16 protein-coding genes are annotated in these 21,937 nt (G+C 74.8%); 14 read left to right on the forward strand and 2 right to left on the reverse strand.

Translation table 11 applies throughout. The features are described 5' to 3' along the window. Window positions 1–13: 13 nt before the first annotated feature. On the forward strand, window positions 14–1,579 hold the full coding sequence (locus tag QSK52_RS27050; protein ID WP_285738771.1) for a DUF4192 domain-containing protein: 1,566 nt from the start codon (window positions 14–16) through the stop codon (window positions 1,577–1,579). Between the two features lie 37 nt (window positions 1,580–1,616). On the opposite strand, the gene QSK52_RS27055 is transcribed toward QSK52_RS27050, so the two are convergent. After that, window positions 1,617–2,930 carry an alpha/beta fold hydrolase gene (locus QSK52_RS27055; protein WP_285738772.1) on the reverse strand — a complete coding sequence of 438 codons (1,314 nt, stop codon included), beginning with the start codon at window positions 2,928–2,930 and terminating at the stop codon, window positions 1,617–1,619. A gap of 1,023 nt (window positions 2,931–3,953) precedes the next feature. Between QSK52_RS27055 and QSK52_RS27060 the strand changes: the two genes are divergently transcribed. The 7 genes from QSK52_RS27060 to QSK52_RS27090 all read left to right on the forward strand — a co-directional run bounded on the left by QSK52_RS27060 (window position 3,954) and on the right by QSK52_RS27090 (window position 14,198). After that, window positions 3,954–6,170, forward strand: a complete 2,217-nt coding sequence (locus QSK52_RS27060) for an amylo-alpha-1,6-glucosidase (RefSeq protein WP_285738773.1) — start codon at window positions 3,954–3,956, stop codon at window positions 6,168–6,170. Between the two features lie 142 nt (window positions 6,171–6,312). Further along, window positions 6,313–7,080 carry an NUDIX hydrolase gene (locus tag QSK52_RS27065; protein ID WP_285738774.1) on the forward strand — a complete coding sequence of 256 codons (768 nt, stop codon included), beginning with the start codon at window positions 6,313–6,315 and terminating at the stop codon, window positions 7,078–7,080. Between the two features lie 299 nt (window positions 7,081–7,379). Continuing rightward, complete coding sequence (locus tag QSK52_RS27070) at window positions 7,380–9,215, forward strand: ATP-binding cassette domain-containing protein (protein WP_285738775.1); 1,836 nt, start codon at window positions 7,380–7,382, stop codon at window positions 9,213–9,215. A gap of 11 nt (window positions 9,216–9,226) precedes the next feature. Beyond that, entirely contained in the window at window positions 9,227–10,039 is an 813-nt protein-coding gene (locus QSK52_RS27075; protein WP_285738776.1) for a hypothetical protein, read from the forward strand. 219 nt (window positions 10,040–10,258) lie between these two features. Beyond that, entirely contained in the window at window positions 10,259–11,131 is an 873-nt protein-coding gene (locus QSK52_RS27080; protein ID WP_285738777.1) for a FadR/GntR family transcriptional regulator, read from the forward strand. 390 nt (window positions 11,132–11,521) lie between these two features. Then, window positions 11,522–13,147, forward strand: a complete 1,626-nt coding sequence (locus QSK52_RS27085; RefSeq protein ID WP_285738778.1) for an RNA polymerase sigma factor — start codon at window positions 11,522–11,524, stop codon at window positions 13,145–13,147. Window positions 13,148–13,346: 199 nt separating this feature from the next. After that, window positions 13,347–14,198, forward strand: coding sequence for a S1 family peptidase (locus QSK52_RS27090; protein ID WP_285738779.1), 852 nt, complete (start codon window positions 13,347–13,349; stop codon window positions 14,196–14,198). A gap of 95 nt (window positions 14,199–14,293) precedes the next feature. On the opposite strand, the gene QSK52_RS27095 is transcribed toward QSK52_RS27090, so the two are convergent. After that, the gene (locus QSK52_RS27095; RefSeq protein WP_285738780.1) at window positions 14,294–14,524 is read right to left on the reverse strand and encodes a DUF7455 domain-containing protein; all 231 of its coding nucleotides are present in this window, start codon (window positions 14,522–14,524) and stop codon (window positions 14,294–14,296) included. 469 nt (window positions 14,525–14,993) lie between these two features. Between QSK52_RS27095 and QSK52_RS27100 the strand changes: the two genes are divergently transcribed. The 6 genes from QSK52_RS27100 (at window position 14,994) to QSK52_RS27125 (ending at window position 21,843) form a co-directional block, all read left to right on the forward strand. Next, complete coding sequence (locus tag QSK52_RS27100) at window positions 14,994–17,105, forward strand: DNA gyrase/topoisomerase IV subunit B (RefSeq protein ID WP_285738781.1); 2,112 nt, start codon at window positions 14,994–14,996, stop codon at window positions 17,103–17,105. A 140-nt stretch (window positions 17,106–17,245) separates the two neighbouring features. Then, window positions 17,246–17,728: a CcdC protein domain-containing protein gene (locus QSK52_RS27105; RefSeq protein WP_285738782.1), complete on the forward strand. Its 483-nt coding sequence runs from the start codon at window positions 17,246–17,248 to the stop codon at window positions 17,726–17,728. A 93-nt stretch (window positions 17,729–17,821) separates the two neighbouring features. Next, on the forward strand, window positions 17,822–18,982 hold the full coding sequence (locus QSK52_RS27110; protein ID WP_285738783.1) for a sensor histidine kinase: 1,161 nt from the start codon (window positions 17,822–17,824) through the stop codon (window positions 18,980–18,982). 62 nt (window positions 18,983–19,044) lie between these two features. Continuing rightward, complete coding sequence (locus tag QSK52_RS27115) at window positions 19,045–19,713, forward strand: response regulator (protein ID WP_435053387.1); 669 nt, start codon at window positions 19,045–19,047, stop codon at window positions 19,711–19,713. Window positions 19,714–19,825: 112 nt separating this feature from the next. After that, window positions 19,826–20,242: a DUF485 domain-containing protein gene (locus QSK52_RS27120; protein ID WP_352230313.1), complete on the forward strand. Its 417-nt coding sequence runs from the start codon at window positions 19,826–19,828 to the stop codon at window positions 20,240–20,242. Continuing rightward, entirely contained in the window at window positions 20,239–21,843 is a 1,605-nt protein-coding gene (locus QSK52_RS27125; RefSeq protein WP_285738785.1) for a solute symporter family protein, read from the forward strand. Before QSK52_RS27120 ends, QSK52_RS27125 begins: the two co-directional genes overlap by 4 nt. Window positions 21,844–21,937 lie beyond the last annotated feature (94 nt).

Here is a 21,937-nt window from a genome sequence, read left to right on the forward strand (position 1 = left end):
CAAGCTTTCCGCCATGACCGCAGACGACCGCACCACCGCCCCCGTCCCCAACCCCGGCCACCTGCCCGTCCGGCTGCGCGGCCCCGCCGACATGGCGGAGATGCTGCCGTACCTGCTCGGCTTCTTCCCCGACGACAGCATCGTCGCGGTGGGCCTGCAGGGCTCCGCGCTCGACCAGGGCGGCGTGATCCGGATCGACATCCCGGAGGACCCCGCCTGCTGGGAGCGCACCGCCGAGGAGGCCGCCCGGCTCCTGGTCGAGCTCTCCGAACAGCGGGACCGCCGCCCCGTCCAAGTGCTGCTGTACCTGTGCCGGGATCCCGACGAGGGCGCCCGCGCGTCCGGCAGCGGGTCCGCCGTGCTGGCGCGGCTCCGCCCGCTGGCCGCGGCGCTCGCCCGGGCCTTCCGGAACGAGCAGGTGGCCGTCAAGGAGTCGCTGTGCGTCTCCGCCGGCCGCTGGTGGTCCTTCCTGTGCACCGAAGCCGACTGCTGTCCGCCGGACGGCACTCCGGTGCGGGCGGCCCACCAGCCGAGCCCGCTCGCCGCGGCGGCCACGTTCGCGGGGCTCGCCCCGCGGGGCAGCCGCAAGGCGATCGTGGCCGGGCTGGCCCCGATCGGCCCGCCGGGTTCCGAGGTCCAGCGCCGCGCCCTGGAGGACGCCGGGCCGCCCTTCATCCGCGAGTTGGCCGGGCCCGGCGGCCGGGTCGCGGCCGTCGAGCGCACCGCCGGGCTGCTCGCCGAAGCGATGGCCGAATTCCGCGCCGGAGCCCGCGAGTTGGACAGCACCCGCACCGCCAGACTGCTGATCGGCATGCAGGACAAACTCGGCCGGGACCGCGCCGCCGAGTACGCCGAACCCGACGAGCTCGCCGCCGCCCAGCGGCTGTGGCGGTTCCTGATCCAACGCTGCGTCGACCCGTTCGAACACCTCGCGGCCCCGCCGATGACCCTGCTGGCCTGGACGTCCTGGCTGGCGGGAGACTCGGCCACGGCCCGGATCGTGCTGGCCAGGGCGCTGGAGCTGGAACCGGACTACACCCTGGCCCGGCTCCTCTACGAGTCGCTCAACTGCGGCATCGCCCCGGAGGCCCTGCTGCGGGTGATCCGCCGCGAGCGCGCCGCCCGCCTGCGGGCCGAGCAACCCCCGCAGCCGGCCGGAGTCCCGCCGACGGCGTCCCCGGAAACCCCCGCCGACCCGGCGGGGGCCGGAGGCGGAGCGGCCGTCGACGGCGGAACCGCGCCGCGGGAGCCGGGCCGGACCCCCGGGCCGCAGGAGTCGGTCCCCGGGGCGGTCGGGCCGTCCGCCGCACCCCGCCCCGGCAGCACCGACCCGGCACCACCGGCCGGGCCCGGACCGTCCGAAGCCCCGGTCCCGGCCCCGGCCGACGGGGAGGCGGCCGACGGGGAAGCGGGCGACGACCGGTCGACGCCCCCGACCGCTCCGCCCGACGGGCCGTCAGCCGCCGCGGCCTGCCGGGCCGAGCGGGTGCGCGGCCCGCGCCCCCACCGCGTCGTCCCGGCGGGCACCAAGGTCCGGCAGGTCCGGCCGCACCGAAGCCGACACACGATCGGAGACTGACATGCGAACCCTCGACCCGCGGCCGTGCAGCGGGTGGCTAGACCTCGCCGCGCGCCATCCGGACCAGCCGGTCCAGCACCGCCCGACCGCTGGTCCGGACCCCGTCGTGCTCCCACTCGTTGGTGACCCAGACCCGGGTGCCGGCCACCGCGTCCGCGGTCTCCAGCGAGTGCGCCGTGTCCACGTACATGTCGTCGTGGTACACCGCCGCGTACACCGGCACCCGGTTCGACGCCAGCCGCGGCAGGTCGTAGAGGTCGGGCCAGTCGGTGCGCTCCGCCAGCAGTTGCGCCGTCTCGCGCAGCGGCTGCAGCGCCGGGTCGGTCTCGAACATCCAGGGGTGGATCATCTCGCCGGTGAGCAGCACCGGCCCGTCCCCGGCCAGCGCCGCCCCGGCGTCGAACTCGGGGAACTCCTTGCGCACCCGCTCCGCCGACCAGTCGGTGGCCCCGGCGTCGACCGAGCGCTGACCGTAGATCGACTCGTGCAGGACGGCGTACAGGGGGTTCTGCGCGAAGGACAGGTGCGACTGCACCCCGGTCAGGAAGGTGTCGGACAGCTCCGGCCCGTCCGGCCCCTCCACCCAGGCCTCCTCCAGCAGGTAGTGCAGGACGTAGGAGCCGGAGCCGCTGCCCAGCAGGATGCCCAGCGCCTGGAACGCCTCGACGGTCAGCGTCCCGCCGCCGGGGAGGGACGCGGGCCGCTCCAGCAGGTGCGCCGCGATTCGCCGTACTGCCGCCACGTCCTGGGGGAAGCGCGCGTAGTGCCCGGCGTTCTTGCGGGCGACGCGCGGGTAGGCCGCGCGGTAGACCTCGTCCGCGGAGCGGCGCAACCCGGCCAGACCGCCGGTGACGAAGACCTCGCGCAGGTGCTCCGGGGCCAGCGAGAGGTAGGTCAGGGCGCAGAAGCCGCCGAAGCTCTGCCCGAGCAGGCTCCACGCGGCGTCCTCGCCGAGCAGTTGGCGGCGGATCAGTTCGGCGTCCCGGACGATCGAGTCGGCCCGGAAGTGCGCCAGGTACTCGGCCTGCTGCCGGGCGTCGCCGCGCCGGGCCAGGGTCTGGCGGTTGGCGGGGGTGGAGCGGCCGGTGCCGCGCTGGTCCAGCAGCAGCACCCGGTAGTCGTCGAGCGCCCGGTCCAGCCAGCCGTCCCGCCCCATCGGGCGGTTGGCCTTCCCGCCGGGGCCGCCCTGCAGGTACACCAACCACGGCAGTTCGTCGTGCTCGCGTCCGGCGGCCACCACCTCGCGGGCGTAGACCTCGATCGTCTCGCCGTCGGGAGCAGCGTGGTCCAGCGGCACCCGGAAGAGGTGGTCGGTGGTGACGATTCCGGGGAGGCGGCTGAGGGAGGACATGCAACTCCTAGGTGCGAGCTGGTCACAGGCTGGTCGCGACGCCGAACGCCGGGGTCGCCGGTGCGTCCGCCGTCGTCCTCGCACCGTATCCTGACGTCGGACAGGAGCCGCCGGGGGGCATCTGCCAGGTGCGGAGAACCCCGGACGGAACCACGACACAGCGGGCGCCCCGGGTGTCGGTCGCGGAGCACCGGACGACCGTCGGCTCGCGGCCGCCTCCGGCCGGACGTCCGCCGCGCGGGCGTGACCTGGGGCAGGTGTGGTGCGTTCAATCTGCGGAACGCCACCACCCGAACCGGCACGGCCGGACCGACCACGGCCGGACCGACCACGGCCGGGCCGACCGTGCGGGGCACCGGCCACGCGTCGTTCGACCCGGCGCGGCCGATCCCCGGACGACTCCGGAGCCCGGGCCGGGACACCGTCCCGACCGAGTCGGGGCACCGGCGGCCCGGTCCGTCCCGAGTCAGAGCCGCGTGTTCCGGCGGCAGAGCAGCACAGTCCGCGATCGAGCACGCTCGCGGCCGACCGAGCCCGCAGCCCTCGGCCGGTCGAGGGGAGGAGAGCCCGGTGACCGACTCAAGGCCACCCCACGCAGCGCCCCAACCGCTGCCGCCCACCGGCCCGCCGCCCCCCGGCGTCGCCCCCGCACCGCCGCACCGCCCGGCCGGCCCTCCGACGCCCCGTCAGGCGACGCCGCCGTACGGCACGCCGACCGGTCCCGCCCGGGGAACGGCCGGGGCGGGCCCGACGGTTCCCGGCACCCCGCCGTACGGCACCTCCCTGTCCGGCGCCCCGGCCCCCGGCACCCCGCCCCACGGCACGCCGTTGGGCGCTGTCCACCCGGCCGCCCACCCGGTGGGTCACCCGTACCCGCCCCCGGTGGGCACACCCCCGTACGGCACCCCTGTCGGAGGTGCACCGTACGGCCCCGGTGGCACTCCGCCGTACGGCACCGTGACGCGGTCGGCCCCGAGCCGTCCGGCGGTTCCTGGCGGCGCGCCCGGTGGCAGGTCGGAGCAGGTGGCGGGCGCGCCCGCCGCCGGTCCGGCCCGGCCGACCGGCCCGGTGGCGCCGCCGCGGCCGCAGCCCTCCGCCGCGCACGACGTCCTGTGCGTCAACGCCCCGGGCATGGCGGCCTCCGGCCCGGACGGACAGGTGCGGGGGCAGGGCCTGCACGGCTTCTTCCGGCACGGTGTGCGCACCCTGGCCCGGATGGAACTGCGGCTGGGCGGCATGGAGCCGCTCCCGCTCCAGGGCACCCTGACGTCCGCGGCGGCCGCCCGGTTCGTCGGTTCGGTCCGGGTGCCGGGCGACCTCGACCCGGATCCGGCGCTGACGGTCGAACGGCTCCGGCACGCCGACGGCGCGGAGACGGTGACGGTCCGCAACACGGGCGCCCGCCCGGCCCGGCTCCCGCTGGAGATCGCGCTCGGCACCGACCTCGGCCTGCTGACCGACATCGCCGCGGGCCGTCGGTCGGCGGACCTGCCGGGCCAGGTCCAGTCCTCCGGCCTGCGCTGGGTCGGCCAGGGCCGGGCGGCCACCGTCAGCGCCCGCCCCTCGCCGCACGCGGTGCTGGCCGGTGCGGGCGTGCTGCGCTGGGACTTGGAGATCCAGCCCGGTGCCCGCTGGTCGGTCGACCTCCGTGCCGAGCTGGAGACCCCGTCGACGGGGCGGCCGCCGACCGGTCGGGGCCCCGGCGTGCCGCTGCCCTGGTCCGAGCCCGAGATCAGGGCCGACGACCGCCGGGCCGCCCGCCTGGTCTCCCGCGCCCTGGACTCGCTGGGCGGCCTGCTGCTCGCCGACGCGGACCGGCCGACCGACCTCTACACCGCCTCGGGCGCCCCCTGGCGCTTCGGCCTCACCGCCGCCGACGCGCTCTGGGCCGCCAGGATGACCCTGCCGCTCGGCACCCGGCTCGCCGCCGGGACCTTGCGGGCGGTCGCCCGCCGCCAGCACCAGGCGGCCCCGCAGAGCGCCGCGCCCGCCCCCCGGCAGGCCGACGCGGCCCCGGGCGACGGCACGCCGACCCCGGAGGGGGCCGGTGCCCCCGGGCCGGTGCCCGGGGCCGCTCCGGGCGCGAGCGGCGGGGCGCACCCGTCCGGCGGCGAGGCCGGTGCGACGGCGCAGGCGATGGACGGGGTGATCCCCGGCCCGCTGCGGCACGGCGGCCCCGAGCTGCCGGCCAGTTGCACCGCGACGGAGGCGACCCTGCTGTTCGTCACGGTGCTGGCCGAGGCCTGGCGCTGGGGCATGCCCCGGGCCGAGGTCGCCGAACTGCTTCCGGCCGCTGAGCGGGCGCTCGGCGCGCTGCGGGCGGCCGTGGTGGCGGACGGGGCGGACGGCCCGGTCGGGTTCGTCACCGACTTCGGACGTCCGGCGGAGGAGCGCGCCGCGCGCCCCGGCCCGGCCCGGTGCGAGGTCCAGGCCCAGGCCCACCGGGCGGCCCTCCAGGGTGCCGACCTGCTCGACGCCTTCGACCGGCCCGGCGCGGAGCAGTGGCGCTCCTGGGCGGCCGAACTGCGGGAACGGTTCCGCGAGCAGTTCTGGATCGACGACCTGTCCGGCGGCCGTCCGGCCGCCGCCCTGCTGGCCCCGGACCGTCCGGTGCCGGCCCTCGCCTCCACCCTGGTCCACCTCCTGGATCCGGGCCTGGCCGCCGAGGGCGAACTGCACGAGGGCCTGCTCGACCGCGAGCAGACCAGGCTGCTGGCCCAGCGCCTGGTGACCCCGGAGCTCGACTGCGGTTGGGGCCTGCGCACCCTGAGCGCGAAGTCGCCCCGCTTCAACCCGCTCGGCCACCGCAGCGGGGCGGTCCGGGTCCAGGAGACCGCGCTCGCGGTGAGCGGTCTGGTGGACGCGGGGTTCGAGCGGGAGGCCGAAATACTGCTGGAGGGCCTGCTGGAGGCGTCCGTGCACTTCGAGGGCCGCCTGCCGGAGATGTACGCGGGCGAGCAGAAGGTCGCCGACTGCCCGCCCGTTCCGCACCCGGCGGCCTGCCGTCCGGCCGCGGTCTCCGCGGCGGCGGCCGTCCACCTGGTGCTCTCGTTGGCGGGCGTCCGCCCTGACGTCCCGTCAGGGCGGGTCGCCACCCGCCCGGCGAGCACCGCCCCCCTGGGCGCACTGGAACTGACCGGCCTGCGGGTGGCCGGCGAGCCCTTCTCGGTCCGGGTCAGCCGGATCGGCGTCGCGGTCGTGGAGGAGGCGCCGTCGTTCCTGCAACTCGCCGCCAGCTGAGCGCGCCGCGGCGCGAGCGCCCGTCCGGTCGCCCCGGCCGGGGCCGCGAGGGTGCGTTCCGACCGGAGCGGGGAGGTCCCGCCGGGCGGGGAAAGCGCTGTGGTCTGTGATTATCGTCAGAGAGACGACTAAGATCGGCCGCATGTCGCGTTATGACCCGTCGGCCTTCCCCCCGTTCGCAGTCACGGTTGACCTCGTGGTGCTGACGGTGCGCGACCACGAGCTGTGCGCCCTGCTGGTGAAGCGCGGCGAGGCGCCGTTCCAGGGGTACTGGGCGCTGCCGGGCGGGTTCGTGCGGCTGGACGAGGGCCTGGCCGAGGCGGCCTCCCGCGAACTGGCCGAGGAGACCGGGCTGCGGGCCCAGTCGCTGCCGGGCAGCCTCCCGGTCGGGCGGGCCCCGGCGGGGGCGCACCTGGAGCAACTCGCCACCTACGGCCACCCCCAGCGGGACCCGCGGATGCGGGTGGTGAGCGTCGCGTACCTGGTCCTGGCCCCGGACCTGCCGTCGCCCCGCGCGGGTGGCGACGCCAGCAGCGCCCGCTGGGCGCCGGTGCGCGAACTGTTCGGCGAGGAGCGCGAGGAGCGCAACGACGGCGTGCTGCTCGCGTTCGACCACGGACAGATCCTGGCGGACGGGGTGGAGCGCGCCAGGTCCAAGATCGAGTACTCCTCGCTGGCCACGGCCTTCTGCCCCCCGGAGTTCACCGTCGGAGAGCTGCGCCGGGTCTACGAGGCGGTGTGGGGCGTGGTGCTCGACCCGCGCAACTTCCACCGCAAGGTGACCGGCACCCCGGGCTTCCTGCTCCCCTCCGGCGGCACCACGACCCGTCAGGGCGGCCGCCCCGCGCAGCTGTTCAAGGCGGGCGGCGCCACCGTCCTCAACCCCCCGATGCTGCGCCCCGAGGCCTGACCGGGCCCTGCTCCGCCTTCCGGCACGGGCCCGTCCCGCCCCCGCGCGCTCCGGGCGCGGACCGCGGTTCCGGCGACGCGGCCGAGTCCGTTGCTGCCGACGGGTGGTGACGGTTCGTGAGGAGCCCGTCAGCGCGGCGGTGGAGCTGTCGCCTGTACGGGTGAGGTCGGTGCCAACAACGTCCACGACCCATCCGTAATGCCTGGTTTCACCGCTTCCGCGCCCTACTGTGCAGGCTCAGGCCGGGTGGACACCCCCGGCCTGTCGGCGGGCGAGGGCGGGCGAGGGAGCGGGCAGCGATGATCCAGATCACCGGACTGACCAAGGCGTACCGGCGGGGGCGTCCTCCCGCGCTGCTGGACCTGAGCTTCGACGCCCGTCCGGGAATGGTCACCGTGCTGCTCGGGGACGAGGGGGCGGGCAAGACGACCGCGCTCCGGCTGATGGTGGAGCTGGAACGGGGCCACGGCCTCACCCTGTTCGACGGCCGGACGTACCGGCGGATCCGGCGCCCGGAGCGGGAGATCGGCGTCCTGCTGGCCTCCGGGCGGCCGGAGGCCGGGCACCCGGGCCAGCGGGCCCGGGCCCACCTGCGGATGCTGGCCGGTGCGGTCGGCGTCCCGGCGCGCCGGGCCGACGACCTGCTGGAGCAGACCCGGCTCGCGGGCGTCGCCGACCACCGGATCGGCACCTTCTCGCCCGGCATGCACCGCCGCCTCGCGCTGGCCGCCGCACTGCTCGGGAACCCCTCGACGCTGCTGCTGGACGCTCCCACCGAGGGCCTGTCCCCGGGCAACGAGGAGTGGTTCGGGGCCTTCCTGCGCTCCTTCGCCCTCTCGGGCGGCACCGTGCTGGTCACCACCCGCGCCCCCGGGGAGGCCGCCGCGCTCGCCGACCGGGTGGTCACCCTGGACGCGGGCCGGTTGGCCGCCGACCAGCCGGTGGTGGAGTTCCGCCGCACCAGGCTGCACCCCGAAGTCCTGGTCCGCGGCCCGCAGATGGCCCGCCTCGCGGACCTGCTGGTCGCCCAGGGCGGACAGGTCCGGCGGGACGGCGGCGCGGGCCTCGCGGTGAGCGGGATCGACCGCACCGAGATCGGCGAACTCGCCTACCGCCACGGCATCCTGCTGCACGAACTGTCCGACCGGGTGGTGGAGCGCCCGGTCTCCTACCCCTCCGCCCTGCCCAGCGGTTCGGGCCGGTCGGGTCAGGTGGCGGTCCGGACGGTGCGCCAGGGCCAGCGCCAGGGCCAGCGCCCGGACCAGCAGCAGGGCCAGGGCCAGCACCAGGAACCGGCAACGGGCCGTGCGGAACCGGACGGCCGGGCCGCCGACCCCGGGGAGCGGCGGCCCGCGACCGTCGGCCGCCCGGCCGGGCCGGAGCCGGGGCGCCAGCTCGACCACCGCGGCCTGCAGGCCGGCCGCTGGGCCGCCGCCGCCCTCGCACCGAACCCGCCCGCCCAGGTCCAGGCACCGTCCCGAGCACAAGGCCAGGTGCAGCAGGTGCAGGCCGCGCCCGTGCCCGCGCCGACGCCTCCCGTCCAGGCGCCCCCGCCCATCCCCGCGTCCACCGTCGACCTGACCAGGCGGACGCCCCGCGGGGCCTCCGCGCTCAGTCGGTCGACGGCCCGGGCCACGGGAACGGGAGCCACGGGAACGGGAGTCACGGGAACGGGGGCCGCGGAGCCGACGGCCGCGGAGGCGGCGGCCGGGGCGGAGGTTCCGGGCGCGGAGCCCGGAGCGCCGGGCGGCGAACGGCCCGCGCGGCCGGACGGGGTCGGGGCGCTGCCCGGGCCGGGGACGGTCGACGCCGAGCACCTGGCCGCCAACCCGACCGACGCCGAACTGCTGACCCCCGCCCGGATCAGGGGAGTCGGCCACCAACCCGCCCCCGTGCGCCCCTTCCCGGGACGCCCCTGGTCGGCCGAGCCCACCGGCCTGCGCCCGTCCGGTCGTACCGAGCACACCGAGCGGGCCGAGCGCACCGGCCGCACCGAGCAGGCCGGGCCCGCCGAACCGGTCCGGCGGCCGCGGGAGTCGGGGGAACCGGGCGAGCCGGGCGAGCCGGCGGAGCCGGTGGATCCGCAGGGGACGGCGCGGCGGAGCGCCGTCGGCGACGAGGACGGGAGTGAGTGACCGTGCGGGTGGTGGCGAGTGAGGTGCGTCGGCTGCGCGGGGTGCGCTCCACGTGGGTGGTGGTGGCGGGCGCGCTCCTGGTGAACGCGGCGGTGGCGGCGTTCACGGCGGCCCGGTTGCCGGACGGGGAGTTGGCGGTGCCGGACGCGGTGCGGGCGGTCGCGGCGGTGGTGCCGTTCCTGCCGCTGCCGCTGACCGCGCTGGCGGCGGCCGTGCTCGGCGCGCTGTCCTACGGCAACGAGACCCGCTGGCCCGGCCTGCCCGCCTCGCGGGTGACCCTGGGGCGCCGGTTGGGCGCGCTGCTGGCGAAGTCCTCGGTGGTGGGCGCGGCGGCCGCCCTGCTGGCGGTGCTCACCCTCGGCGTCGACGCCCTCGCGGCGTGGTCGGCCCTGCCCGCCGGGGTGGACGCGTCGGCGGTGCTCCACCCGTCCGGCCTGTCCTCGGTCCCGTTCGCGGCCCCGTTCGCGGCGGGCGGCCCGGGCCGCCCGCTGGTGGCGTTCGTGGTGCTGGCGGTGGCGGGCGGCTGGGCCGGTCTGCTGATCACCTCGCTGGTGCGCAGCGCCGTCGTCGGCATCCTGCTGACCGGCGCGCTGCCCGCCCTGCTGGAGCCCACCGCCGGTCTGCTGCTGCACCGCACGGGTCGCAACTGGCCGGTCTGGGTGCGGGAGTTGGTGCCCTTCCAGTACGGCCTGGACCTGGTCCGCGACGCCGCCGACCGGACGGCGGGCGCGCTGGACGGCGTGGTGGTCGTCGCGCTGCTGGCCCCGGCCGCCCTGCTGGTCCTGGCGGCGCTGCTGGCCCAACTGCGCCGCCGGAGCCTCTGAGCGCCCGGCCGGGAAGGGCGCGGGAGGCGGCGCCGGGAAGGGCCCTGACGGTGTGACAACGGAGGCTGGAGGAAGGGCAGGGGAAAACGGCACGGGATGACCGGTATGCGCATTTACGACTGATAAGAAGTCAATTATCCAGACACGGTCGATCACCCTTTCGTGTGCTTTTCAGGAGAATGCTCAAGGCGGCCCCGCCGATCGCCGACAAAGGATGGCGTGAGTACCCTTGCGCACCCCACCGTGACCGCCGCCCGCCAGGCCGAGTCGATCTCCGCCTCCGAGCTGGACCGCTTCCCGTACGCCGACCGCCCGACCCCGCCCGCCCCCCGCTGGGAGGGGGCGGAGAGCGACCTCGCCCGGGCCGGTCGCAAGACCACCAGCAGCCGCGGCCGCGGCCTGCACGGCCAGCTGGTCCAGCAGCTCGGCCAGATGATCGTCTCCGGCGACCTGGGCGCCGACCGCCCGCTGGTGCCGGAGGAGATCGGCCAGCGCTTCGAGGTCTCCCGCACCGTGGTGCGCGAGTCGCTCCGGGTGCTGGAGGCCAAGGGCCTGGTCTCGGCCCGGCCGAACGTCGGCACCCGGGTCCGCCCGGTCAGCGACTGGAACCTGCTGGACCCGGACATCATCGAGTGGCGCGCCTTCGGCCCGCAGCGCGACGAGCAGCGCCGCGAGCTGTTCGAGCTGCGCTGGGCGATCGAGCCGCTGGCCGCGCGGCTGGCCGCCGGGCACGGCCGGGAGGACGTCCAGCACCGGCTGGTCGAGCTGACCGAGATCATGTCCCAGGCCGGCAGCCAGGGAGACCTGGTCAGCTACTCCCGGGCCGACGCCGAGCTGCACGGGCTGGTGCTGCAGATGGCCGGGAACCGGATGCTGGAGCACCTGTCCGGCATCGTGGCCGGTGCGCTCCAGGTCTCCGGCGGTTCCGGCACCACCTGCGAGCGTCCCTCCGAGTCGGCGGTCAGCCTGCACGCCCGGCTGGTGGACGCGCTCGGCACCGGCGACGGCACGGCCGCCGAGGCCGCCGTCCGCGCGCTGCTCACCGTCCACCCGGACATCGAGCACGCCGTCCCCGCCCCGCGCGAGCACTGAGCGGCCCGCCCGACCCGACCGCCGCTCAGACCGGATGGCCCTTCTGCTGCCCCACCCGCGCAGCCGAGGGGCCATCGGCACACCGGGGCCGTCGGTGCGCGGGGCCGGGGCCGTCCGGCCCCCGCCGGGCCCGCGGATAGGCCGCTCGGGGGCAGCCCGCACCGGCCGTCGGGTGGTGTGACGGGCGCCACGACGGGCATGCGTAACACTTGAGGGGCGGCAGCGATGTGTACGGAGCGGAAGCAGCTCCGGAATATCACCACAAGCCAGCTGGCTGTGTTGGTCCGCGGCGCTGCTGCCGTCCTGCAGACCCCGGTCACCGTCCACCCGCCCGAGCAGTCGGGCCGGTCGGTACGGGTTCGTGTCCACTCATCGTCCGAGAGGTTGTTCGTGTCGGCCAGCACATCCCGTTCGCTTCCCCCCGAGATCGCGGAGTCCGCGGCACTGCTGGCGCTCATCGAGCGGGGCAAGGCCCAGGGGCAGATCGCCGGTGACGACGTGCGCCACGCGTTCGAGGCGGACCAGATCCCGGTTACCAAGTGGAAGAACGTCATGCGCAGCCTCAACCAGGTGCTGATTGAGGAGGGGGTGGAGCTGATGGTCAGCGCGGCCGAGCCGGCCGGCGCCAAGCGCAAGAGCGTCGCGGCCAAGAGCACCACCAAGCGCACCGCGACCAAGGCGGTCACCACCCGCACGCCGGTCGCCCAGACCAAGCCCCCGGTGCGGATCGCCCCCGCGGCGACCATCGCCCCGTCGGTGTCGGTGGCCGCCACGGTGACCAGCACCGAGGTCGGCGTCGTGGAGTCCGTCGACGTCGCCGAGGCGAAGGCCGCCGTCAAGAAGGCCGCCGCCCCCGCGAAGAAGGCGGTGGCCAAGAAGGCCGCCGCCCCCGCCAAGAAGACCGCGGCCAAGAAGACCGCCGCGGCCGCCAAGCCCGGTGCCAAGGCCGGCGACGAGGACATCATCGGCGAGGAGGAGCTCCTCGAGGACGTGGCCCTGCCCGGTGACGGCAAGGAGGGCGAGGCCGAGGAGGAGACCGACCAGGGCTTCGTGCTCTCGGACGACGACGAGGACGACGCCCCGGCCCAGCAGGTCGCCGTGGCCGGTGCCACCGCCGACCCGGTCAAGGACTACCTCAAGCAGATCGGCAAGGTCCCGCTGCTCAACGCCGAGCAGGAGGTCGAGCTCGCCAAGCGGATCGAGGCCGGCCTGTTCGCCGAGGACAAGCTGAGCCAGGCCGACAAGCTCGCCCCGAAGCTCAAGCGCGAGCTGGAGATCATCGCCGAGGACGGCCGCCGCGCCAAGAACCACCTGCTGGAGGCCAACCTCCGCCTGGTGGTCTCGCTGGCCAAGCGCTACACCGGCCGCGGCATGCTCTTCCTGGACCTGATCCAGGAGGGCAACCTCGGTCTGATCCGTGCGGTCGAGAAGTTCGACTACACCAAGGGTTACAAGTTCTCCACCTACGCGACCTGGTGGATCCGGCAGGCGATCACCCGCGCCATGGCCGACCAGGCCCGCACCATCCGCATCCCGGTGCACATGGTCGAGGTCATCAACAAGCTCGCCCGCGTGCAGCGCCAGATGCTCCAGGACCTGGGCCGCGAGCCCACCCCGGAGGAGCTGGCCAAGGAACTCGACATGACCCCCGAGAAGGTCATCGAGGTCCAGAAGTACGGCCGCGAGCCGATCTCGCTGCACACCCCGCTCGGCGAGGACGGCGACAGCGAGTTCGGTGACCTGATCGAGGACTCCGAGGCGGTCGTCCCGGCCGACGCGGTCTCCTTCACCCTGCTCCAGGAGCAGCTGCACTCCGTGCTGGACACGCTGTCCGAGCGCGAGGCGGGCGTGGTCTCGATGCGCTTCGGCCTGACCGACGGCCAGCCGAAGACGCTGGACGAGATCGGCAAGGTCTACGGCGTGACGCGCGAGCGCATCCGCCAGATCGAGTCGAAGACCATGTCGAAGCTGCGCCACCCGTCGCGCTCCCAGGTGCTGCGCGACTACCTGGACTGATCCGGCACCGGGCCGATCCGGTCCGGACGTCACCTGGACGGGCCCCTCCGCCACCGGCGGAGGGGCCCGTTCGCGTGTCCGGGGTACCCCGATGGGGTGGCGGGCGGGCGCACCCGCGGTACGGCGGGTGACCGGCTGACTACGCTGGGCAGGTTGTCGCGCTGCACCCCGAACCCCGCCGAACCCCTCTGGAGAACCGGTGCCCATCCTGGACACGTTCGCGCCTCGGCTCCGCCGCCGGGCGGTCGCGCTCGTCGCCCTGGCCGCCCTGCCCGCCCCGCTGGTCGCGCTGGGCGCGGCCGCCCCGGCCGCCGCGCAACGGCGGATCATCGGCGGCACCGGCGCCAGCACCGGCGACCACCCGTGGATGGTGGCGCTGGCCAGCAGGCAGCAGTTCGGCTCGGCCCGCTCCGGGCAGTTCTGCGGCGGGGCGCTGGTCACCCCGACCAAGGTGGTCACGGCGGCGCACTGCTTCTACGACGAGTCCACGGCCCGTCCGACCGATCGCCCCGGGCTGCGGGTGATCGTGGGGCGGGACGACCTGCGGGGCACCGCGGGGCGGGAGGTGGCGGTGCGCGGGGTGTGGATCGACCCGGGCTACAGCTTCACCGCGAACACCCGGGACGTGGCGGTCATCACGCTGGCCGAGCCGCAGGACGGCCGTCCGGTGCTGGAGATGGTGAACCCGGGCGAGACCGAGCCGTACGCGGCGGGCACCCCGGCCACGGTGTTCGGCTGGGGCGACACCCGGGGCAACGGGAGCTACTCGAACACGCTGCGCCAGGTCACGGTGCCGATCATCTCGGACGAGGCGTGCGGGCACGCCTACCCGGGCGGCTCGGACAGCGCGTACGACGCCCGCACCATGGTGTGCGCGGGCGAGCAGCAGGGCGGCAAGGACGCCTGCCAGGGCGACAGCGGCGGGCCGCTGCTGGTGGCGGGGCGGCTGGCCGGGCTGGTGTCCTGGGGCGCGGGCTGCGCGGAGGCCGACCACCCAGGGGTGTACACCCGGATCGCGGCGGTCTCGGAGGCCGTGCGCGGCGTGCTGTGAGACGGTCGGCGGTGAAACGCCACGGCCGGGTGGCCCGCCCCTGGGAAGGGTGGGCCACCCGGCCGTTCAGGCAGCTCGGGAGAGCAACGGGAGCGTCAGCGCTCCCCCTCCTCGGCAATCGCCGGGGTGCCGGAGAGGCGGTCGCTCTCGTCGTGTATCTCCACGGCGATCTTCTTGAGCTCGGGCTCGAACTTACGCCCGTGGTGGGCGCAGAACAGCAGCTCTCCGCCGCTGGAGAGGACGACGCGCAGGTAGGCCTGAGCGCCGCAACGGTCGCAGCGGTCTGCCGCGGTGAGCGGGCTCGCAGGGGTCAGAACAGTAGTCACGTCGCCTCTTCTCTAGCTCGACGAGCTGTGTACCAGGATCAACATCCAACCAGGTCGAATTCGTTCCCGCTCGTGGCTTTTCTCTTGGAGGATTCTGCCGTCGTCTTGATGAGGACGTGCCCCGGGCAACGGTGGTTCATGCGTACCGATTCCCGTGGCCGGCCAATCACCTCGAACGCCCGACCGGGCCGGGGTGCGAGGTCCGCGTAGCATAATCCTCCGCTGGGTTGGAGCATAAGCCCCGTCCCGGAACCCGTTGGACCGCATCGCAGCAGCTCCGCAGCCCGCACCGGCCGCCCCGATCCGCCAGGACCCGTGGTGTCGGCAGGAGATGGCAGGCTGGGAACCGCCCCCGGGGCGGGAACCGTGTTCGCGCAGCGCGTACAAGGCGCGCGGACCTCAGCGGCCCGGATCTCAGTTGCTGAGAGCATGCGGGGGTGTCCGTCAACGTCATGGAGGAGTGCAGAGCGTGAGTGGAGAAAAGACCGGCCCGTCCTCTCTGGTGACCGGTGAGGGCGGGTCCGACTACACCGCGCGGCATCTGCTCGTCCTGGAGGGGCTCGAAGCGGTCCGCAAGCGGCCGGGCATGTACATCGGGTCGACCGACAGCCGCGGCCTGATGCACTGCCTCTGGGAGATCATCGACAACTCGGTGGACGAGGCGCTGGGCGGGTTCTGCGACCGGATCGAGGTGCTGCTGCACCAGGACGGCTCGGTCGAGGTGCGCGACAACGGCCGCGGCATCCCGGTGGACGTCGAGCCCAAGACCGGGCTGTCCGGCGTCGAGGTCGTGATGACCAAGCTGCACGCGGGCGGCAAGTTCGGCGGCGGCTCGTACGCGGCCTCCGGCGGTCTGCACGGCGTCGGCGCCTCGGTGGTCAACGCGCTGTCCGCCCGGCTGGACGTGGAGGTGGACCGCTCCGGCACCACCCACGCGATCAGCTTCCGGCGCGGCACCCCCGGCACGTACGCGGGGGAGGGGCCGGACGCGAAGTTCGAGCCCGGCAGCGGCATGACCAAGCGGGGCAAGTTCGCCAAGACCCGCACCGGCACCCGGATCCGCTACTGGGCGGACCGGCAGATCTTCCTCAAGGACGCCCGGCTCTCGCTGGAGGCGCTGCACAGCCGGGCCCGGCAGACCGCCTTCCTGGTGCCCGGGCTGACCATCGTGGTGCGCGACGAGCGGCTCACCGAGAGCGAGCAGGTCGCCGAGGAGACCTTCCGCTACGACGGCGGGATCAGCGAGTTCTGCGAGTTCCTGGCCCCCGACCGCCCGATCTCCGACGTGCTGCGGCTGCGCGGCGAGGGCACCTTCAAGGAGACCGTCCCGGTGCTCGACGAGCTCGGGCACATGACCCCCACCGAGGTCACCCGCGAGCTCGGGGTGGACATCGCGCTGCGCTGGGGCGCCGGGTACGACACCACCCAGCGCTCCTTCGTCAACATCATCTCCACCCCCAAGGGCGGCACCCACGTCACCGGCTTCGAGCGGCAGCTCGCCAAGACCGTCAACGAGGCGCTGCGGGCCGCCAAGCTGCTGCGGGTCGCCGAGGACGACATCACCAAGGACGACGCGCAGGAGGGCCTGACCGCGGTCATCACCGTCCGGCTCGCCGAGCCGCAGTTCGAGGGGCAGACCAAGGAGGTGCTCGGCACCTCGGCGGCCAACCGGATCGTCGCCGCCGTGGTCGCCAAGGAGCTGAAGGCGTTCCTCACCTCCACCAAGAAGGACGAGAAGCTCCAGGCCAGGGCAGTGCTGGAGAAGGTCGTCGCGGCCGCCCGGACCAGGGTCGCGGCCCGGCAGCACAAGGAGGCGCAGCGCCGCAAGACCGCGCTGGAGACCTCCTCGCTGCCCGCCAAGCTGGCCGACTGCCGCAGCGACGACGTGGACCGCAGCGAGCTGTTCATCGTCGAGGGTGACTCCGCGCTCGGCACCGCCAAGCTGGCCCGCAACTCGGAGTTCCAGGCGCTGCTGCCGATCCGCGGCAAGATCCTGAACGTCCAGAAGGCGTCCGTGAGCGACATGCTCAAGAACGCCGAGTGCGCCTCGATCATCCAGGTGATAGGAGCGGGCTCGGGGCGGACGTTCGACATCGACCAGGCCCGCTACGGCAAGGTCATCTTCATGGCCGACGCCGACGTCGACGGCTCGCACATCCGCACCCTGCTGCTGACGCTGTTCCACCGCTACATGCGGCCGATGGTCGAGCAGGGCCGGGTGTTCGCCGCGGTGCCGCCGCTGCACCGGATCGAGCTGACCAACCCCAAGCGCGGCCAGGAGAAGTACCACTACACCTACTCCGACGCCGAACTGCGGCGCACCCTGCTGCAGTTCCAGGGCAAGGGGCTGCGCTGGAAGGACCCGATCCAGCGCTACAAGGGCCTCGGCGAGATGGACGCCGACCAGCTGGCCGAGACCACCATGGACCCGCGGTTCCGGATCCTGCGCCGGATCAACCTGGGCGACCTGGAGTCCGCGGAGAAGACCTTCGACCTGCTGATGGGCAACGACGTCGCCCCGCGGCGGGAGTTCATCGTCGACTCGGCGGCCACCCTGGACCGGTCCCGGATCGACGCCTGAGCGGTGCGGTAGGGAAGGGCTCTCCACCCTGGGGTGGAGAGCCCTTCCGCGTGCGGGATCAACCCGCGCTCCGAGGACCGGGCGGCCCGTCCTCCGTAGCGTTCGGGGTGTCGAGAACACCCCGTCCTGGAGGCACCGAAATGACCGCCCTGTCCGACGTCCTGATCGCCGCCGCCGTGATCGTCCTGGTGGTGGGCCGGCAGCTGCGGGCCCGCCGGCTGGACACCGAGCGCCGGTTCTGGCTGATCCCGCTGGTGCTCGCCGCGGTCGCGCTGCGCGACCCGGTGCTGATCGACCCGCACCACCGGGTGGCGGCCGCCGTGCTGGTGACGGGCTCGCTGCTCACCACCGCCGGGATGGGCTGCGTCTGGGGCTGGACGGTGCGGATCTGGCGCGAGGCCGACGGCGCGCTGTGGAGCAAGGGGACCACCGCCACCGCGTTCGCCTGGGTCGGTGCGCTCCTGGTCCGGGCCGCCTGGTACGGGGTGGGCGCCGCGCTGCACGTCCACCAGTCCGGCAGCGTGCTGCTGCTCTCGCTCGGCCTTCTGCTGCTGGTCCGCTCGGCGGCCGTCCAGTGGCGGGCCCGGCAGCTGGGCGGCGAGCGGCACGCCCTGGCCGCCTGACCGGCCGCCGCACGAGCGCCGCACGAGCGCCGCACGAGCGCCGCCGAGCCCCACCGGGGCCCGGCGGCACCGCCGTTGAGAGAGGATCATCCGGTGAGCACACTGGAACGCTGGACCCGGTGGCCCGCCGGGGACGTCCCGATCCGGGAGCGCAGTTCGCGGGCCCGGATCACGCTGTCCCTGTTCGGCCGGACCGCGATGCTGGGCGCCGTGGTGTTCGGCACCTTCGCCGAACACCGGTACACCGGATGGCGGTTGCTGCCCCCGATCGGCTGGATCGTCGCCGCGGCCGCCCTGTTCACCGGCTGGTACCTGGCCTGCCGGGCCCGGCGGTTGTGGCCCGCGCTGGGCTGCGCCGCCGGACTGCTGGCCACCGCCGGGCTGGCCCACGAGGGCGGGGCCGACACCCTGGCCTCGGTGGTCTGGTGCGGGCTCGCGGTGCTCGCCGTGATCCGGCTGCCGCTGGCCGCCGGGCTGCTCACCGCCGTTGCGGCGCTGGTCAGTTACGGCCTGGGCTCGGGCGACTCGCTGCTGGTGATGCTGGCCGTCGCGGGCGGCATGGGCCTGCTCGGCTACCTGCTGCGCCTGGACGGCCAGGCCCGCTCCGCGCAGCGCGCCCTGCTCGCCCAGGAACGGGCCGCGCAGGCCGCGCAGGCGGAGAGCGCGGCGCTCGCCGAACGGGCCAGGATCGCCCGGGAGATCCACGACGTGCTCGCGCACAGCCTCTCCGCGCAGCTGGTGCACCTGGAGGCGGCCCGGCTGATGCTGGACGCCGGGGCCGAACGGGCCGAGATCCGCGAACGGGTGGTCGCCGCCCGGCGGATGGCCCAGGACGGGCTGGCCGAGACCCGGCAGGCGCTCTCCGCGCTGCGCGGCGAGTTCGCCCCCGTCGCCGAGTTCGTGGCCGAGCTGGCCGCGCAGTCCGAGGCCCACCTGACCGTGGACGGGGTGCCCCGCCCGCTGCCCGCCGAGGCCGGGCTGGCCGTGCGCCGGGTCGCCCAGGAGGCGCTGACCAACGCCCGCAAGCACGCGCCCGGCGGCCGGGTGGAGGTCCGGCTCGCCTACCGGGAGGGGGAGGTGGAGCTGCGGGTGCACAACTCCCTCGCCCCGCGCGGGGCGCACCCCGTGCTCGGCGACAGCGGGAGCGGGTACGGTCTGCTCGGGATGCGCGAACGCGCGGAACTGCTCGGCGGCGAACTGCTGGCGGGCCCCGACGAGGGAGGGTGGCGCGTGCTGCTGCGGGTGCCGACGTGACGGACGGACCGATCCGGGTCGTGGTCGCCGACGACCAGACCGTGGTGCGGGAGGGCATCGTGATGCTGCTCGGCCTGCTGCCGGGCATCACCGTGGTCGGCTCCGCGCCGGACGGCGAGGAGGCGCTGCGGCTGGTCGCCGAGCACGCCCCCGACGTGGTGCTGATGGACCTGCGGATGCCGCGCTGCGACGGGGTGGAGGCCACCCGCCGGATCCGCGCCGAGCACCCCGGCACCGAGGTGGTGGTGCTCACCACGTACGCCGACGACGACTCGCTGTTCTCCGCGCTGCAGGCCGGGGCGCGCGGCTTCCTCACCAAGGACGCGGGCGCGGAGGAGATCGCCCGCGCCGTGGCCGATGTCCGCTCGGGCGCGGCGGGGCTCTCCCCGCAGGTCCAACTGCGGCTGCTGGAGCGGCTGTCGGAGCCGAAACAGGCCGAGCCGGAGCGGACCGAGCCGGAGCAGGTCGCACCGGAGCCCGTGCCCGCACCGGCGGTCGCACCCGCACCGGCCCGGCGCCCCGCGCTGCCCGACGGGTTGACCCAGCGGGAGGCCGAGGTGCTGGCGCTGATCGCCGCCGGGTTGTCCAACGCGGAGATCGCGGAAAGGTTGTTCGTCAGCCCCGCAACGGTGAAAACGCATATCAACAACCTTTTCGCCAAGACGGCGGTGCGGGACCGCGCCCAGGCCGTGGCGTACGCCTTCAGGCATGGAATTTCCGACGGTTCGTAGACCCACCTCCTGGTAGCTGGTTCGGGTGAACGTATCTGCACCGGTTTCGTGGCGGGTTTGTGACGCTCCATCATGGTTCGGTCGTAGTGACCGAAATGATGAGGTGTCGGCTGTGGCACAACAGGAGAGAATCGACTGGTGGGCCGCGGCCGCCTCCCGTCCCCGGGTGGTGGCGCAGCGGCGGACCGCGGAGCCCGCGCCCCCGGAGGAGCGGGCCGGGCGGGAGGTCTACCGGAGCGTCCAGGAGAGCGACGCCTTCCAGGAGATCCGGAGCGGCTACCGCTCGTTCGTGTTCCCGGCCAGCGCCGGGTTCCTGGCCTGGTACCTGCTGTTCGTCGCCGCCCAGGCGTTCGCGCCGGAGCTGATGCGCCAGCAGGTCGCCGGACCGCTCAACCTGGCCTGGCTGCTCGGCCTCGGCCAGTTCGCCTCCACCTTCCTGCTCACCTGGCTCTACGCCCGCAACGCCCGCACCAAGCGCGACCGAGCCGCCCTCGAACTGCGCTGGGACACCCAGGACCAACTGCGATGACCCCACACCCCAGCCACGGCCTCGCGATCGCGCTGTTCGCCGTCGTCGTCGCCGTCACCCTGACCATCACCGTCTGGGTCGGCCGCCGCGGCCACGCCGCGGAGGACTTCTACGCCGGCGGCCGCGACTTCTCGCCGCTGCAGAACGGCTTCGCCCTCTCCGGCGACTACCTGTCGGCCGCCTCCTTCCTCGGCGTCACCGGCCTGATCGCGCTCTACGGCTACGACGGCGTGCTCTACAGCATCGGCTTCCTGGTCGCCTGGCTGGTCGTGCTGATGCTGGTCTCCGAACTCGTCCGCAACGCCGGCCGCTACACCCTGGCCGACGTGCTGGCGCTGCGGATGCGCCAGCGCCCGGTGCGCGCCGCGGCCGGCCTCGCGTCCATGGTCGTCACCCTGATGTACCTGATCGCGCAGATGGTCGGCGCGGGCAGCCTGGTCGCCCTGCTGCTCGGCACCGACAGCGGCGCCGCCAAGGGCTGGACCATCGTCGCGGTCGGCGGACTGATGATCGTCTACGTGACGGTCGGCGGGATGCGCGCCACCACCTGGATCCAGATCGTCAAGGCCTTCCTGCTGGTGGCCGGTTCGCTGCTGCTCACCGGGCTGGTGCTGGCCCGCTTCCACGGCGACCTCGGCGCGCTGATGCACGCCGCCGCGCAGCACAGCGGCGTCGGCGACGCGTACCTGCAGCCGGGCCTGAAGTACGGGGCCAGCACGACGAGTCGGCTCGACTTCGTCAGCCTCGGCCTGGCGCTGGTGCTCGGCACCGCGGGCCTGCCGCACATCCTCAGCCGCTTCTACACCGTGCCCACGGCGCGGGCCGCGCGGCGCTCCACGATGTGGGCGATCGGCCTGATCGGCTGCTTCTACCTGATGGCGATCGTGCTCGGGCTCGGGGCCGGCGCGGTGGTCGGCGCGAAGGCCGTCAAGGCGGCCAACCCGGCCGGGAACACCGCCGTCCCGCTGCTCGCCCTGGACCTCGGCGGCGGCGCCGGATCCACCTGGGGCCTGCTGCTGTTCGCGGTGATCTCGGCGATCGCCTTCGCCACCATCCTCGCCGTGGTCGCCGGGCTCACCCTGGCCTCCTCCGCGGCCTTCGCCCACGACCTCTACGCGCGGGCCTGGCGGCGCACCGAGGAGCGGCAGGTCTCCGAGCGCGAGGAGGTGATCGCGGCCCGGATCTCCGCCGTGGTGATCGGCGGACTCGCGGTCGTGCTCAGCCTGTTCGCGCAGAAGCTGAACGTCGCGTTCCTGGTCGGCCTGGCCTTCGCGGTGGCCGCCTCGGCGAACCTGCCGACGCTGCTGTACTCGCTGTTCTGGAAGCGGTTCACCACCCGCGGCGCGGTCTGGTCGGTGTACGGCGGCCTCGTCCCGGCGGTGCTGCTGGTGCTGTTCTCGCCGGTCGTCTCCGGGGCGAAGACCTCGGTGCTGCCCGGCGTGGACTTCCACTGGTTCCCGTTGGAGAACCCGGGCCTGGTCTCCATCCCGCTCGGCTTCCTGGCCGGCTGGCTGGGCACCGTCCTGGACCGGGAGACCGCGGACGAGGACGGCTTCGCGGAGCTGGAGGTGCGGGCGCTGACCGGCGCGGGCGCGGCCTAGCCGCGAGGCGGCGGGACAGCGGGACGCGCGGCGGGGTCGCGACGGGACGGCGGGTCGACCGCCCTCGTCGCGACCCCGCGGTGCGTGGAGGGGC

The sequence above is a fragment of the Kitasatospora phosalacinea genome (assembly GCF_030268885.1).
Classification (GTDB): Bacteria; Actinomycetota; Actinomycetes; order Streptomycetales; family Streptomycetaceae; genus Kitasatospora; species Kitasatospora phosalacinea_C.